12 protein-coding genes and 1 tRNA gene are annotated in these 15,600 nt (G+C 69.3%); 9 read left to right on the forward strand and 4 right to left on the reverse strand.

All coding sequences use genetic code 11. The annotated features are described in order from the left end of the window. Nucleotides 1–180 precede the first annotated feature (180 nt). From ABIE41_RS13840 to ABIE41_RS13850, 3 genes are all read left to right on the forward strand, one after another. Nucleotides 181–2,034 carry a methyl-accepting chemotaxis protein gene (locus ABIE41_RS13840; RefSeq protein WP_192640975.1) on the forward strand — a complete coding sequence of 618 codons (1,854 nt, stop codon included), beginning with the start codon at nucleotides 181–183 and terminating at the stop codon, nucleotides 2,032–2,034. Nucleotides 2,035–2,151: 117 nt separating this feature from the next. Continuing rightward, a complete protein-coding gene (gpt, locus tag ABIE41_RS13845; protein ID WP_192640976.1) occupies nucleotides 2,152–2,661 on the forward strand; it encodes a xanthine phosphoribosyltransferase in 510 nt (169 codons plus the stop codon). A gap of 52 nt (nucleotides 2,662–2,713) precedes the next feature. Continuing rightward, entirely contained in the window at nucleotides 2,714–3,208 is a 495-nt protein-coding gene (locus ABIE41_RS13850) for a methyltransferase family protein (RefSeq protein ID WP_192640977.1), read from the forward strand. A gap of 10 nt (nucleotides 3,209–3,218) precedes the next feature. Here ABIE41_RS13850 and ABIE41_RS13855 read toward each other — a convergent pair whose 3' ends face one another. Then, entirely contained in the window at nucleotides 3,219–4,133 is a 915-nt protein-coding gene (locus ABIE41_RS13855) for a DMT family transporter (protein WP_192640978.1), read from the reverse strand. Nucleotides 4,134–4,628: 495 nt separating this feature from the next. Between ABIE41_RS13855 and ABIE41_RS13860 the strand changes: the two genes are divergently transcribed. Continuing rightward, nucleotides 4,629–6,017: an amidohydrolase gene (locus ABIE41_RS13860; RefSeq protein ID WP_354192256.1), complete on the forward strand. Its 1,389-nt coding sequence runs from the start codon at nucleotides 4,629–4,631 to the stop codon at nucleotides 6,015–6,017. Nucleotides 6,018–6,083: 66 nt separating this feature from the next. Here ABIE41_RS13860 and ABIE41_RS13865 read toward each other — a convergent pair whose 3' ends face one another. Continuing rightward, nucleotides 6,084–7,286, reverse strand: a complete 1,203-nt coding sequence (locus tag ABIE41_RS13865; protein ID WP_192640980.1) for a Zn-dependent hydrolase — start codon at nucleotides 7,284–7,286, stop codon at nucleotides 6,084–6,086. Between the two features lie 44 nt (nucleotides 7,287–7,330). Beyond that, nucleotides 7,331–8,068 (reverse strand): pyrimidine utilization protein B, encoded by a 738-nt coding sequence (gene rutB, locus ABIE41_RS13870; RefSeq protein ID WP_192640981.1) that lies wholly within the window; start codon nucleotides 8,066–8,068, stop codon nucleotides 7,331–7,333. 183 nt (nucleotides 8,069–8,251) lie between these two features. On the opposite strand from rutB, the gene ABIE41_RS13875 reads away from it, so the two are divergent. From ABIE41_RS13875 to ABIE41_RS13895, 5 genes are all read left to right on the forward strand, one after another. Continuing rightward, on the forward strand, nucleotides 8,252–11,077 hold the full coding sequence (locus tag ABIE41_RS13875; protein WP_192640982.1) for a phosphoenolpyruvate carboxylase: 2,826 nt from the start codon (nucleotides 8,252–8,254) through the stop codon (nucleotides 11,075–11,077). Nucleotides 11,078–11,176: 99 nt separating this feature from the next. Continuing rightward, nucleotides 11,177–12,757, forward strand: a complete 1,581-nt coding sequence (locus ABIE41_RS13880) for an AMP-binding protein (protein WP_354192259.1) — start codon at nucleotides 11,177–11,179, stop codon at nucleotides 12,755–12,757. 28 nt (nucleotides 12,758–12,785) lie between these two features. Further along, nucleotides 12,786–13,448 carry a DUF1190 domain-containing protein gene (locus ABIE41_RS13885; RefSeq protein WP_192640983.1) on the forward strand — a complete coding sequence of 221 codons (663 nt, stop codon included), beginning with the start codon at nucleotides 12,786–12,788 and terminating at the stop codon, nucleotides 13,446–13,448. 65 nt (nucleotides 13,449–13,513) lie between these two features. After that, nucleotides 13,514–13,600: transfer RNA gene (locus tag ABIE41_RS13890), tRNA-Leu, on the forward strand. Between the two features lie 75 nt (nucleotides 13,601–13,675). Then, nucleotides 13,676–14,896, forward strand: a complete 1,221-nt coding sequence (locus tag ABIE41_RS13895; RefSeq protein ID WP_192640984.1) for an aminotransferase-like domain-containing protein — start codon at nucleotides 13,676–13,678, stop codon at nucleotides 14,894–14,896. Nucleotides 14,897–14,905: 9 nt separating this feature from the next. Here the strand turns inward: ABIE41_RS13895 and ABIE41_RS13900 are convergent, their stop codons facing one another. Beyond that, nucleotides 14,906–15,571 carry a DUF938 domain-containing protein gene (locus ABIE41_RS13900; RefSeq protein WP_192640985.1) on the reverse strand — a complete coding sequence of 222 codons (666 nt, stop codon included), beginning with the start codon at nucleotides 15,569–15,571 and terminating at the stop codon, nucleotides 14,906–14,908. Nucleotides 15,572–15,600: the final 29 nt, after the last annotated feature.

Here is a 15,600-nt window from a genome sequence, read left to right on the forward strand (position 1 = left end):
TTTTCGTTCGTTAAACGCTCTCTTGCCTGCGTCAACGAATCGTCAACCAAATCCTATTACGTAACGGTATGCGGCCTGCGTGATATATGACGTTACGGCATGCTCATTCCTCGCGCCCGCCGGTTCGAGGGTCGGTCGATGCCGCGCGCCATGGACGCGGTCGTTATCAGGGGACGTTGGATGGGACTGTTCAGGAACGTGCTCGCAGGCGGCCGTCTTGCCGCGCAGGCTGCAGCCATCGATCGCTCGCAGGCGGTGATCGAGTTCGACCTCAACGGCAAGATTCTCGCCGCCAACGCGAACTTCCTGAGTGCGACCGGCTATTCCCTGGACGAGATCCAGGGCCGCCAGCACCGCATGTTCATGTCGCCGGGCGAGGCCGGAACGCCCGCCTATACCGAGCTCTGGGCCGATCTCGGGCGCGGCGAGTTCCGCAGCGGCGAGTTCCTGCGCATCGGCAAGGGCGGTCGGGAAATCTGGCTGCGGGCGAGCTACAACCCGATTCTCGGGGCCGGCGGCCAGCCGGTCGGCGTCATCAAATACGCCTTCGACATCACCGAGCAGAAGAACCGCATGGCCGACCTCGAAAGCCAGAACGCGGCGATCAGCAAGGCGCAGGCGGTCATCGAGTTCGACCTGACCGGCAAGATTCTCAGGGCCAACGAGAACTTTCTCTCGGTGGTGGGTTACAAGCTGCCCGAGATCGTCGGCCAGCATCATCGCATGTTCGTCGACCCCGTCGAGCGCGAGGCGCCGGGCTACAAAACCTTCTGGGAGCAGCTCGCGCGCGGCGAATACGCCGCCGCGCAGTACCGCCGGATCGCCAAGGGCGGGCGCGAGGTCTGGATCCAGGCGAGCTACAACCCGATCCTGGATGCGCGCGGTCGCCCCTACAAGGTCGTCAAGTTCGCCACCGACATCACCGCCAGCCACAAGGGCCAGCAGCTCGAGGATGCCGTGCGGGAGACCGGCGACGTCATCGCCCGCGCGAAGAATCGGGACCTGACGGGCCGCGTCAACCTGGCGGGGAAGGTCGGCGAGGTCGCGGTCCTCTGCGGCGGTGTCAACGATCTGCTCGATACGCTTGCGGGCGTGGTCGGCATGGTGCGCGACATCTCCGCCCGGATCGACGCTGCATCCGTGCGGATCTCGTCCGACAGCAGCCAGTTGGCCGAGCGAACCGAAGCCAATGCGTCGAGCCTCCAGGAAACCGCCGCCACGACCGAGGAACTGGCCGCTTCGGTCAAGACCAGCGCCGGTCATTCGCGCATGGCGGTCGCGCTCGGACAGGAGGCGAGCCAGGTCGCGGCCCGCGGCGGCGCCATCGTGACCGAAGCCGTCGGCGCCATGGGGCGGATCGAGGCGGCGTCGTCGGGCATCTCCGAGATCATCTCGATGATCGACGAGATCGCCTTCCAGACCAATCTGCTGGCGCTCAACGCCGCCGTCGAGGCGGCAAGGGCGGGTGATGCCGGGCGCGGCTTTGCCGTCGTCGCATCCGAGGTTCGGGCGCTGGCCGCCCGCTGCAGCGAATCCGCCAATGGCGTGAAGGCACTCATCGCCAACTCGACCCAGCAGATCCAGGCCGGTGTCGGGCTGGTCAAGGATGCCGGCACCACGCTGGGCGAGATCGTCACCGCAGCGTCCAAGGTCGCCAACACGGTCCAGGAGATTTCGGCCGCGACCAGCGAGCAGTCGAGTGGCATCGAGGAGATGGCGCGTACCGTCGCCCATATGGACGAGCTGACGCAGCAGAACGCGATGCTGGCCGACCAGAGCGCCAAGGTCGCGCAGGATCTGCGGCGCGACACGACGGAACTGACCAGCATGGTGGCGACCTTCACGCTCGACGCCAGCGCGGCACCAGCGCTCTCGTCGCGTGCCGATGCCGGCTCATGGCAGGCTGCGCCCGAGCGCAGCGCGACTGTGGCGCCGCGCGCGGCTGCGCCCGCGCCAAGGCGCGCCGCCGGGGCACATCCGCCCGCGCGACGTGCGGCCGGAGGCGGTGCGGCGTCGGGCTGGTCGGAATTCTGAGGCGAGGGTCGCCGGCTTTCGGGGGATTGCGCGGGCAATCCCTCTTGCCAGCGGCGCGGCGATAGGGTTTTGCCGTCGGGCAACGCTGCCTTTCCGCCACATCCGGAGCCCAGACCCATGGCCGAGCCGACCTCCAACAAGGCCTTTCCTGTCTCCTGGGACCAGTTCCACCGCGACGCGCGGGCGCTCGCCTGGCGGCTGGCGGAGAAGGGGCCCTTCGAGGCCATCGTCTGCATCACCCGTGGCGGGCTGGTGCCGGCGGCCATCATCTGCCGGGAACTCGGCCTGCGCCTGATCGAGACGGTCTGCGTCGCCAGCTATCACGACTACAAGAACCAGACCGAGCTCAAGGTCCTCAAGGACGTCGCCCCCTCGATCAAGGCGATCGGCGACGGCAAGGGCAAGGGCGTGCTCGTCGTCGACGACCTCACCGACACCGGCAAGACGGCCCGCGTCGTGCGCGAGATGCTGCCCAACGCCCATTTCGCCACGGTCTACGCCAAGCCCGCCGGCGTGCCGACCGTCGACACCTTCGTCACCGAGGTCAGCCAGGACACCTGGATCTATTTCCCCTGGGATATGGGGCTGGCTTATGTCGAGCCCATCGCCAAGGATCACAAGGGCTGAGGATCACCAGGGCAGAGGGCGGGCCGGCCGCCACCGTCTCGAGGAGATCGCGATGATCGACGCAGCGACGGACCGGCCCAACCGCATTCCCTGGCCGCCCCTACTCTATGGCGGGGCGATCCTGGTGGCGATGGCGCTGCAGAGGCTGCTGCCGCTGCCGTATCCCGCGGCTGACGGCGCGCTTGCGGGCTGGCTCGGCCCCCTGGGCTGGATGCTGCTGGCGGTCGGCGCCGGCTTCGACCTCTCCGCGATGGCGACGATGGCAAGGGCGCGGGCCAACATCCTGCCGCATCGCGCCGCGACCGCGCTGGTCGAGAGCGGGCCCTTCGCGATCAGCCGCAACCCGATCTACTTCGGCAACACCCTGATGATGGTCGGGGCCGGCCTCGGCTTCGGTAATCTCTGGCTGATCGTGACCGGGCTCGTCGCCGCGGTCCTGGTGCTGAAGCTCGCCATCGCGCGCGAGGAGCGCCATCTCGAGGCGCTGTTCGGGCCGGCCTGGCTGGCCTATCGCGGCCGGGTGCGCCGCTGGATCGGCCGGCGCTGACGCGTCTGCCTTATCGCGCCCGCAGCGCTACGCTCATGCCGGCGATCACCAGCACTATGCCGGCGACCTCGATGGGGGAGGGATATTCGCCGAGCAGCAGGATCGCGGCGAGCGCGGTGACGACCGGGTTGAGCGGCAAGAACAGCGTCGCGCGCCCGGCGCCCAGCAGTTCGACCGACTTGGTGTAGAGAAACAGCGCGCCGACGCCGACCAGCGCGCCCTGATAGAGCGCCTGCAGCGCGATCGCCGACCAGGCGACCTCGCCGAGCCGGATCGGCATGGTAGCCGCGAACACCGGCAGGATCAGCAGCGAGAGCAGGCAGGTCGCGATGGTGACGTCGATCGCGTCCGTCCGCCAGCGCAGGGCCAGAAGCCCGAAGACCGACCACATCACCGCATTGGTGACGAAGAAGAGATCGCCGATCCAGGCATTGGCCCCGGCGCCCGATTCCCCGAAGGCCTGCCAGCCGAAGGCGCCGATGCCGGCCAGCACCAGCGCGAGGCCGAGCAGCCGCAGCGGCCCCGGCCTCTCGCCCAGCACGAGGAAGGCCAGCGCCACCGTCATCACCGGGATCAGGCCGGGCACGATCACCGAGGCGTGCAGCGCCGGGGCGAAGGTCGCGCCGCCGACGAGGACGAGAGCATAGGGTGCGCCCGCGAGCGCGGTCAGGATCAGCGCCCGCCGCCAGCCGAGCGCGCCGACCGGAAAGGGCCGCATCCGCCGCCGCGCGAGTGGCAGAAGGATGAGCGACGCCACGACGAAGCGCAGGATGGTGACGTCGGCCGCGCTCAGCCCATCCGCCACCGACTGGCGCGAGACCACGGACTGCACGCCCCAGATCAGGCTGGTCAGCAGGCCGCAGCCGATGCCGAGCCAGAGGCGGCGACGCGCGAGGGCGGCGGCGGGAGAGGCGAGGTCTGTCACGAGGGGCTTTCGCAGGAGGGGCGGCCGCAAGCGCGTTCACCGAAGGGCGCTGGCTCCTATGTGTGCGGGGTGGATGCCGGGCAAGAGGGTTGGCGCAACGCCCCCCGGCGCGGCGAGCGGAGATGGGACCCACCACCGATGGCCGGGCCGCGACAATCGGTCTTCCCCATGGTAAAGAGTGATCGAGAGCCCGGCGTCAAAATCATCGGCGGCGCCGTGTTTCCAGGTGGCTGGCTAGGCGGGCTCGCCGTTGGGGGGATGTCGGATGCTGACCTCTGAGCCAACACAGACCAGTCCGAGGGCGCGATGATCCCTGGACCCGACGACCCGCAGACGGGACCGAGCCGCCGCGTGGTCCTTGCCGCAGGTGCGGCCGGCGGCGCTGGCGCCTTGGCCGCATCCACCCCGGTTGTTCTGGCTCAGGCCGGTTCGGGATCGACGACGGCAGCAGCCAGTGCCGCGCCGCCTCCTTCGGCCTCTGCCGCGGCGAAGGCCGTGACGGAGGTCAGGCCTGCCATCCTGCGGATCTCGCGCGAGGTTTGGGCCAATCCGGAGCTGTCAAGGCAGGAAGTCAAGTCCTGCGCGATCCATGTCCGGGAACTTGAGGCTGAAGGTTTCACCATCACCAGCCGGAACACCTCAGGCTATCCGACCGCCTTCATCGCGGAATGGAGGCAAGGGACCGGCGGGCCGGTGATCGCCTATCTGCCGGAGTACGACGCGCTTCCCGGGCTGGGCAATGCAGCCGAACCGCGCCAGACGCTCGGCCCGACCGGCGCCGAGGTCGGTCATGCCTGCGGCCACAATCTGATCGGCGCGGGCTGCACGGGCGCCGCTTTTGCGCTGAAGCGGATGATGAAGGCCGATGGAACGCCGGGAACGGTCCGTGTCTATGGCTGCGCCGCCGAAGAATCGCAGGGCGTCAAAGTCTATATGGTGCGTGACGGTCTGTTTGGGGACGTGGATGCGGCCCTGGCCTGGCACCCGGCGCCGATCGCCGCGACAGGCTCGGTCCGGACGGCTGCGAACAACGGCATCCGCATCACGTTCCGCGGTCGGACAGCTCATGCGGGCAATTCACCCTGGGAGGGTCGCTCGGCCGTCGATGCGGCAGAGCTGTTCGGCCATGCCATCAACCTGATGCGCGAGCATGTGCTGCCGACGGCGCGCCTGCACTATGTCTACGAGGCGGCCGGCGTGGCGCCCAACGTCGTGCCGGATTTTGCCAAGATCTGGCTCATGATCCGCGACAAGGATCGCCCCAACGTGGCGGCCATGACGGAATGGGCCCGGCAGATCGCCGATGGTGCGGCCATGGCAACGCAGACCAAGGCTGAGTTCGACGTCTTCTTCGGTGTGTCGGACCTCCTGCCCAATGCGACGCTGATCAACGGCATCCATGCCCACATGACGGCGGTGGGGCTCGACTGGACTGAAGAGGAACAGGTTTTCGCCCGCACGTGCCAGGCCGCCATGGGCGTTCCGGAAAAGGGCATGGCGACGAAGGTGCTGCCCGTGCTGGGCGAGATCACGACCGGCGGTGGAACCGATGTCGGCGACATCAGCTGGGTGGTGCCGACCGTGCTGTTCGGCTGGCCCTCGCTGCCCCTGGGCGTCGGCCTGCACACATGGCCCGTGACGGCGTGTGGCGGCATGTCGATCGGGGACAAGGCGTCTCTGGACACTGCCAAGATTCTCGCCGGTTTCGGTCATGACCTGATGACCATGCCCGCTTTGCTGGCGGCCGCGAAGGCGGATTTCCTGAAACGAAAGGGCGACACGGCGTATGTTTCGCCCCTCTCGGCCGGCAAGAAGCCCGAGATCCTGCCGGCCTTCATGCACAAGGCCACGGGGGACGACACGGCCACGCCGCTGGAAGGGTGAGCCGGGCCCCGGGCTGATGAGCTGCTGGTGACGAGCGCGACGCCAACCGCGCGGTGGGTCGGAGCGCTATCCCGCCAGAAAACGCGCTGCCGCGCCGTGCAGGACCTGGATGCCCAAGGCGAGGTCCTCGTCCTTCGTGTCCTCGGTCCAGTGATGCGAAATGCCGCCGATCGAGGGCACGAACAGCATCGAGGCTGGCATCTTGCGGGCGATGACCTGCGCGTCATGGCCGGCGCCGGACGGCATGGTCTGCCAAGCGCCGGGCGCAAAGGCCTCGGCCGCGTCTGAGAGGGCCTGCATCATGGCGGGGTCGCAGAGCGCCGGCACCGCCTTGGAAACCGAGGAGAGCGTGATCCTGCAGCGCTCGCGGCGGTTGGCTTCCTGCACCAGCGACCTCAGCCCGGCCTCCAGCCGCTCCAGCACCGCCACCGAGACGTCGCGGAACTGGAACAGGATTTCGGCCCGGCCGGGAATAATGTTGGGGGCGTCGGGCTCGAGCCGGAAGCGGCCTGTGGTCCAGGTCGTGCGCTCGCCGACGAGGCGCGGGAACTCGGCGTCGATGGCTGCGAGCAGCCTCACCGCGCTCAGGCCCGCATCGCGGCGTTCGGCCATGGTGGTGCCGCCGGCATGGTCCTGCTGGCCCTCGACGACGATGCGCCACTGCCAGATCGCGACGATGCCGGTGACGACGCCGATCCTCAAGGCCGCCTGCTCGAGCTGCGTGCCCTGCTCGATATGCATCTCGTAATAGCCCCTGTAGCGGCCGATCTCGAGCTGTCGGCGCGGCAGGCCTTCGAGTCCGGCGGCGCGCAGGGCCTCGCGCAGCGGCGTGCGGTCGGTGCGGTTGCGGGCGCCGTCGATCGCCTCCTCGCTGAGATCGCCGATCATCGAGCGGCTGCCGGGCAGGCTGAGGCTGAAATGACCCTCCTCGTCGGCGAAGGCGCAGACATCGACCGGCAGGCCGGCCCGAGCGAGCGCGATGCCGGCCACGACGCCGAGCGCGCCGTCGAGCCAGCCGGCCTCGTTCTGCGATTCGATGTGGCTGCCGACGAGCAGATGCGGGCCCGGGCCGGGATGGCGGCCATAGACATTGCCGATGCCGTCGATCGAGGCCTCCAGCCCGCATTCGGCCAGCTTGGCCATCAGCCAGCGGCGGGCTTCCATGTCCTGCGGGGAATAGGTCGGGCGGTGGACGCCGGACTTGAAGGTGCCGATGCCGCGCAGCTCGTAGAGATCACGCAGGAAGGCTTGGGTGTCGACGGCAGGCATGGCGGGCTCGCTTTCGGGCAGGCGGGGCGGCGCGGGGCGGGTGCTCAGGCGGGCGGCTGCTGCCCGACTGCGCCGGCGAAATCGGCGACGGTCGAGACCCAGCCAAAGAAGGTCTCGATATTGTAGATCGCAGCCTTCTGGGCAAAGTCCGGCCCGGCCGCATGGGTGGCGTCTTCCAGCACGACGCCGAAATATTCGAGGTGGAAGGCGTCGCGCAGCGAGGATTCGACGCAGACATTGGTGGCGATGCCGGTGAAGACGAGATTGCGGATGCCGCGTGCCCGCAGAAGGCTGTCGATGTTGGTGTTGAAGAAGACGCTGTAGCGCGGCTTGGGCACGACGAGATCGCCCGGCTGCGGTGTCAGCGCATCGACGATGGCATAGTCCCAGCCGCCCTTGGCCAGCAGCTTGCCGTTGAGTTCCGGCTTGCGGCGCATCGTCTTCAGCGCGTTCGACTTGTGCCAGTTGGGCGAGCCGGGCCCGCCGGCCTCGCGATACTCCGCGTCCCACCCGTTCTGCAGGAAGATCACCGGGATGCCGGCCTTGCGGGCGGCCTCGGCCGCCAGCGCGACCTGTCGGATCACGGCCGGCGTGCCGGTGATGTCGAAGCCGGCGAGGTCGATATAGCCGCCCGCCGAGGCATAGGCGTTCTGCATGTCGACGACGATCAGCGCGGTGCGGCCCGGATCCAAGCGCAGCGGCTCGGGGCGTGCGGGCAGGACGATGGACGTGGCGGCGTCAGGCTCGGGCAGGCCGGCTGCGGCGGCGGACAGAGCGGGCATCGGCTTCTCCGGACAGGCATGGGCAAGGTGGCGCAGGCGATCATCGCAGGCTGGGCACGGCCGGCAAGATGGGCTCGCTTCGCCAGCAAGAGCCATGCCGTGCCGCCTTGCGCGGTCCTACCCTTCCGGTCTGAACCTTGCCGGTCTGAAACTTGCCTCGGCTGATTCCGGGAGGGCTGCGCGATGAATGACGGGGTCGAGAGCGTGATCGGGGACGAGGCGGCGCTGGCCGCGCGGCTGATGGCCGAGATCGCCCAGGCCCGGGGCGATGCGCGCGAGGACCCGTTCGGCAACCCGGTCCTGCGCGTGACGCTGTGGCTGACGCGGCGGATGGACCGCGGCGAGCTCGATGTCGAGGCGGCCTGCGGGCTGGTGCGGCGGCTGGGGCGTGAGGCGCTGCGTCAGCGGGCGGGGCGGCTCGCGGCCTATGTCGGGCTGGCGGGCGACGGCGAGGCCGCGTTTGCCACGCTCGCCGGCACGCTAGTCGAGGCTGCGACCGACGCGGCCGATCCGCTGGCGCAATATCGCGACTCCGTCGAGCGGTTGCGCTTTGCGGCCGTCTTCACGGCGCATCCGACCTTCGGCATGAGCCGCAGGCTCGCCCATGCGCTCGCCGCGCAGGCCAGCGGGGAGGCGGGCGGCGAGGCGGTGATCGACGATGCGGCGCTGTCCTTTCGGCCCGACGGGCGGATCACGCTGCAGGACGAGTTCGAGCAGGCGCGCTATGCCGTGCGCCATGCCCGCGACGCTATCGACCACCTGAACGCCGCGCTGCTGCGCGGCGCGCGGTCGCTCTCGCCCGAAGGCTGGCACGGGCTGGCGCCGTGCCCGGTGATCCTTGCCTCCTGGGTCGGCTGCGACACCGACGGGCGCACCGATATCGGCTGGTGGGACACGCTGCGCTATCGGCTGGAATCGAAGCAGGGGCAGTTCGCGCGCATCCTCGAAAAGCTGCCGGTGGTGCCGGCGACGGTGGCCGTGCGCGAGCTTGTCGGCACGGCGCTGGCGGCGGTGGAGCGGCAGCTGGCGCTGGCGCCGCCGATCACGACGCAGCCCGCCTTGCCGGCGCTGCAGGCTTTTGCGCTGGCGCTGGTCAACGAGCGCGAGGCGGCGCTGCCGGAGGCGTCGCGCCTGATCGCGGCGCTCGATGAGGCTATCGCGCTGTCTGCCGATGACGACACGACGATGGCGCTCTGCCTGGTCAAGGCCGGCTGCGTCGCCCATGGCGTCTCGATCGCGCTGCCGCATTTCCGGCTCAACGCCTCGCAGCTCCACAACGCCATGCGCGGCGTGATCCCGCTCGACGAGGAGCCGACGCAGCCGGCGCAGCGGCGCGCCTTCCTCTCGGCGGTGAACGGGCTGCTGGCCAAGGTCGCGCCGATTGCGGTCGATTTCGGCGCTCTGGCGGCCGAGCGCGCCTCGGCGACGCGGATGCTGATGACGATCGCGCAGATCGTGAAGCATGTGGATGGCACCAAGGCGGTGCGCTTCCTCGTCGCCGAGACCGAGACGGGCTACACGCTGCTGTGTGCGCTCTGGCTCGCCAGCCGCTTCGGCATCGCCGACCGCGTCGAGATCTCGCCGCTGTTCGAGACGGCGGATGCGCTGGAACAGGGGCCGCGCATTATCGACGAGGCGCTGCGCAGCCCGCATTTCCGCGCCTATCTCAAGCGCCATGGCCGTTTCTGCGTCCAGTTCGGCTATTCCGATTCCGGCCGCTATATCGGGCAGGTCGCAGCCACCTTCTGGATCGAGCGGCTGCGCATCCGGATCTGCGAGCTGTTGCGCCGCTACGATCTCGCCGAGGTCGAGCTTGTCATCTTCGACACCCATGGCGAATCCGCCGGGCGCGGCGCCCATCCCGGCAGCCTAGCCGACCGGCTGGCCTATCTCGAGCCCGCCTGGGCGCGCGCGGCTTTCGCCAAGGCCGGGCTGCGCACCGTGCGCGAGACCAGCTTCCAGGGCAGCGACGGCTATCTGATGTTCGGCACGCCGCAGCTGGCAGCGGCGACCGTCGGGCGCATCGCGGAGGCGGTGCTGGTGCCGGTGGCCGAGGGCGTCGCCGACCCGATCTATGACGAGCCCGATTTCGCCAGCGAGTTCTTTCAGACCGTGCGCGAGGAGATGACGACGCTGGTCGACGACCCCGGCTATGCCGCGCTGATCGGCACCTTCGGCCCCTCGCTGCTCGACAAGACCGGCTCGCGTCCCGCCGCGCGCCAGAGCGATGCCGGCGGGCCGACGCGCATCCGCCATCCGCGCGAATTGCGCGCCATTCCCAACAACGCGATCCTGCAGCAGCTCGGCTGGCTCGCCAACAGCGTCCATGGCATCGGCCAGGCGGCGGCGCGCGCGCCCGACCTGTTCAACGCGATGCGCGAGCGTTCCGACCGCTTCGACCGGGCCTATCGCTTGGCGGAGCATGCGTTGGCGGCGAGCGATCTCGACGTGCTGCGCGCCTATCTCGACTCGCTCGACCCCGGCAGCTGGTTCGACCGGGCGCGGCGCACGGTGCGCGAGGGCCGGCGAGACGAGCTGCTCGCCGTCGGCGAGGCGCTGTCGCGGCTCGATCTCGCGCCTTCGCTGCGCAGCCTTTTCTGGCGGCTCTCCTCGGATGCGCTGAAGCTGAAGGCGGCTGCGCCCGACGTTCCCGAAATGCCGCCGCGGCTGGTGGCGCTGCATGCGCTGCGGCTGGCGGCGATGCACGGCATCTGGCTGCGCGCTAGCCATATCCCGGATTTCCGGCCCCATGCCGGCATCACCCGCGAGGTGCTGGTCGAGCGGCTGCTGCGGCTCGACGTGCCCGCCTGCCTGGCGATGCTGGCGGACATCTTCCCGCTGCGGCCCGACCCGACCATCGGGCTCGATTTCGGCGAGCCGCCGGGCCCACGCGAAACCGGCACCTATGAGGCGCTGCATCGCGACGTGATCGCGCCGATGCAGGCGCTGTTCGAACTGCTGCGCGAGATTTCGGGCGCGATCCAGCATGAGATCGGCGCCTTCGGCTGATGGCGCCGGCGGGGCGGCTGGCAGCGCGTCATTGCAACGGCTGCGGATCGGCTTAGTTAGAAAGGCAAGAGGAAACGCCAGCCGGGAGCCGAGCCAAGCATGGCCGACACCGAACGAAACCTGCCCGTCTTCGACGCCGCGGGTGCAAGGATCACCCTGTTCACAGCCCTGCTGCAGGCCGTCTCGCGCCATGGCAAGGGCCGCGTCGCGGTCGAGGATGCCGAGCGCAAGCCGCTGAGTTATGGCAACCTGGTGCTGGGCGCGCTGGTGCTCGGCCGCAAGCTCGCCGGCTTCACACAGCCGAAAGAGCATGTCGGCGTGCTGCTGCCGAATGTGCAGGCGCTCGCAGTGACGCTGTTTGGGCTCTCAGCCTTCGGCCGCGTGCCGGCGCTTTTGAACTTCACCGCCGGCGTCAAGAATCTGCGGGCGGCGGGCGAACTCGCCGAGCTGAAAACCATCGTCACCTCGCGGCGCTTCGTCGACCAGGCCAAGCTCGAGGACGAGCTCGAGGCACTCGGTGAGAACAGGCGGGTCATCTATCTCGAAGATGTCCGCAAACAGATTACCAGCCTCGACAAGGCGCTGGGCGCGCTGTCGAGTCTTGCGCCCAGTATGGTGCATCGCGGTCACGCGGCCGGCCCCGACGAGGCGGCGGTGATCCTGTTCACCTCGGGCACCGAGGGCAAGCCGAAGGGCGTGGTGCTGAGTCACGCCAATCTCGTTTCCAACGCGCGGCAGATCTTCGCGCTGGCCGCGGGCTTCCTGTCCGAGCGCGACATCGTCATGAACCCGCTGCCGGCCTTCCACTCCTTCGGGCTGACGGCCGGCATGCTGATGCCGCTGCTCTCGGGCATGAAGGTCGTGCTCTATCCGAGCCCGCTGCATTACAAGCAGGTGCCGAAGCTGATCGGGGAGACCGGCTGCACCTTCCTGTTCGCCACCGATACGTTTTTGCAGGGTTACGCCCGCGCTGCGGACCCCGACGACCTCAAGAGCGTGCGCTATGTCGTGGCCGGGGCGGAGCGGGTGAAGCCCGAGACGCGGCGGATGTGGGGGCCCTATGGCACCACGATCCTCGAAGGCTATGGCTGCACCGAATGTTCGCCGGTGCTGGCCTGCAATACGCCGGTGGCGATGCGCGACGGCAGCGTCGGGCGGCTGCTGCCGGGGATCGAGGCGCGGCTGGAGCCGGTCGAGGGCATCCATGAGGGCGGCAAGCTCTGCGTGCGCGGCCCCAACATCATGGCGGGCTATCTCAGCGCCGACGCGCCCGGCACGTTGCTGCCGCCAGACGGCGGCTGGCACGACACCGGCGACATCGTCACGCTCGACGATGGCTTCGTGGTGATCAAGGGCCGGGCCAAACGCTTCGCCAAGCTGGGCGGCGAGATGGTGTCGCTGGCGGCGGTCGAATCGATGGTCGCCGGGCTCTGGCCGGACTTCAACCATGTCGTCGTGGCGCTGCCCGATGCCCGCAAGGGCGAGCAGCTCGTGCTCGTCACGGAAAAGCCGAATGCCGAGCGCAGCGTGCTTCAGGAGACGGCCAAGGTGCAGGGCTTTCCGGAGCTTTGGGTGCCGCGTGCGATCCTGGTGACGAACTCCATCCCCGTGCTCGGCAACGGCAAGATCGACTATGGCGCCACGCTCGAACTCGCCCGGTCGCGGCGCTCGCTTCTGTAAAGCCACAATCATGCTGTTGCTGCGGCCCATGATTCTGCTCAGTTCCGCCGCTCCGCTGCTCGTCGCCCTGCGCGCCGCTTCGCTCGCCCCGCTGCTGTTCCTGGCGCCGGCCGATCTCTCGGCACAGGAGCGGGCCCCCGTCTATGAGCGCCGCGACGAATGCATCGCGGGCGGCATCCTGACGGCGGAGCAATGCGAATTCGCCTATCGCAACGCCCGTGCTGAGTTCGAGCAGAAGGCGCCGCGCTACGCCTCGCGGGCGCTGTGCGAGCGCAGCCACAAGCGCTGCGGCGCGCAGATGATCGCGACCGGCGGCTGGGAGAGCTTCGGCAAGGGCGGCGCCACCTATGTGCCGCGCTTCATCGGCGTGCGGGTGGCCGGGGAGGGCGCTGCGCGCCGGGCCTGGCCGGTGATCGAGGGCGCTGGGCGCGCGCCCTTCGCCGGGCGCACCGTCACCGAACTGCAGGACAAGGTCGCCGGGCGCCAGGGTACGATCGGGCTCGCAGCTTCGCGCGGCCATGGGCAGGACCACGGCGCGCCGCCGAACGGGGCGCCCTATGTGAAGCGGGGCGACCGCGACGACACGGTGCGGGTGCCGATGCAGCAGAAGGCGATCGGCTCCGACGTCGCGCCAGGCCTTTATGTCGATCCCGACGGCGTCGAGTGGTACAAGCCGGCGCGGCGCCACTGAGAACCCGCCGCGCCACCCGAGGCGCTTGCGTGCCGCGCCTGCGGCAGCTACCGCTCTCCACCTAAGCGGACGTGGCGAAACTGGTAGACGCAAGAGACTTAAAATCTCTCAGCCGCAAGGCTATGCGGGTTCGATCCCCGCCGTCCGCACCAGCTTGGCCTGGTGATTGTTCCGACGCATCGGCCTGGGCTGGTCTCGAGGTTCAAGATGAGGGACGGACGCCGATCATGAGTTCGCAGCCGATCGCTGCGCGTCCCGCCTTCGCCCGCTGGCTCGCGACGACCAATGACATCACGCGGACATTCCTCGCGGCAGGACGCATTCCAGGCCTGATCAACATGGCGGGCGGGTTGCCTGCGGCGGAGACCTATCCGGTCGCCGAGCTCGCGGCGATCGCGTGCGACGTCGTTGCGGCCCATCCCCAGGAGGTGCTGGGTTACGGCCCCGTCGAAGGCCTGCCGGAGCTTCGCGATGCGCTGGCCGCCCGGTTCGGATCGGACGCGCTGCCGCTGACGCGCGCCAATGTCCTGGTGACATCGGGCGGGATGCAGGGCCTCGATCTCATCGGCAAGGTGCTTCTCGACGATGGCGGTCTGATCGCCGGGCAGTTTCCGACCTATCTCGGTGCGCTCGACGCCTGGCGTCCCCGTGCGCCGACCTTCCGCAACCTCATGATCGAGGATGCCGGGTTCGATGCCGTCGCCGCGCTGGCCGGCGCGCAGTTCGCCTATACGGTGCCGAATTTCTCCAATCCGACCGGGCGGCTGGTCGGGGTCGAGGCCCGGCAGGCGCTGGTGGATGCGGCTCACCGGACCGGGACTTGGCTGGTCGAGGATGATCCCTACGGCACGTTGCATTATGACGGTGCGCCGCTGCCGCGCATGCTCGAATTGTCGGCGCGCTCGCGCCCCAGCGGCCCCTATGACGGTCCGGTGATCTATATGGGCACCCTATCGAAGGAAATCGCACCGGGATTGCGGATCGGCTGGATCATCGCTGCGCCGGAGATGATCGCGGCTCTGACCCTGGCCAAGCAGGGCTCCGACCTCTGCACGAGCGGGCTGACGCAGCGCGTGGCACTGGCGGCGCTCGAGGTCGGGTTGATCGAGACCGTTCAGCCGCGGATCCTCGCCACCTATCGAGAGCGCCGGGACGCCCTGTGCGGGGCGATGGTCGAGCATCTGGGCGGCTGGTTCGACTGGGAGGTACCGGTCGGCGGGATGTTCGTCTGGGCGACGGCACGCGACCCTTCGCTCGATACCGATCTCCTGCTACCGCATGCGATGGCCGCAGGCGTTTGCGTGGCGCCCAGCAGCGTATTCGATGCGTCGGGCCTGAACCGCCGCGCCATCCGGATCAACTTCACCCTCAACGAGCCGGCGAAACTCGCCGAGGGCGTCCGACGCCTGGCGCAGGCGCTGATGACCATGCAGGCGAGGCCCGGCTGACGAGCAGGCCTAGAGCCGTCTCAGAATCACGCTGAGATTGTTCGCGGGCATCTCGATCACTTCGGGCTCGGCGAAACCCGCCTCAACGGCCAGAGCCGTGACCGCGCCGAGGTCGCGCAGGCCGAAGGCCGGGTCGCGCTCGCGCAGGCTCTCGTCGAAGGCGGCGTTGCCGGGTTCGAGCGGGCGGCCGGGCCGTCGGAAGGGACCGTAGAGGATCAGCTGTGCGCCCGCCGGGAGCAGCGCGCCCGCACCGCGCAACAGGCCCTCGGTCGCCGCCCAGGGCGCGATATGGATCATGTTGATGCAGAGGATCGCGGCCGGCGCCGGGCCGGGCGGCAGGGTCGCGGGCCAGGCGGGATCAGCGGCGTCGAGGAGCAGCGGCGCCAGGACGTTGGTCGCGCCTGATTGAGCCGTCCAGGCGGCGATGCTGTCGAGCGCCTCCGGCGCCGGGTCGCTCGGCTGGAAGCGCAGCGCCGGCAGGGCCTGGGCGAAATGGACGGCGTGCTCGCCCGAGCCGCTGGCGATCTCAAGCACGGTTCCCGCCTGCGGCAGCAGCGTACGCAGGACGGAGAGAATCGCGTCCCGGTTGCGCGCGGCGGCGGGGGCGTGAAGGCGCCGGTCCGCGTCCGCGGGCGCGTCCGCCGGGTCCCAGGGAGCGGGCTTTTGCTGCGTCATCACGCGTCCTTCTCGCAAAAAAATCGCCC

The organism is Bosea sp. OAE506 (genome assembly GCF_040546595.1).
Taxonomy (GTDB): domain Bacteria; phylum Pseudomonadota; class Alphaproteobacteria; order Rhizobiales; family Beijerinckiaceae; genus Allobosea.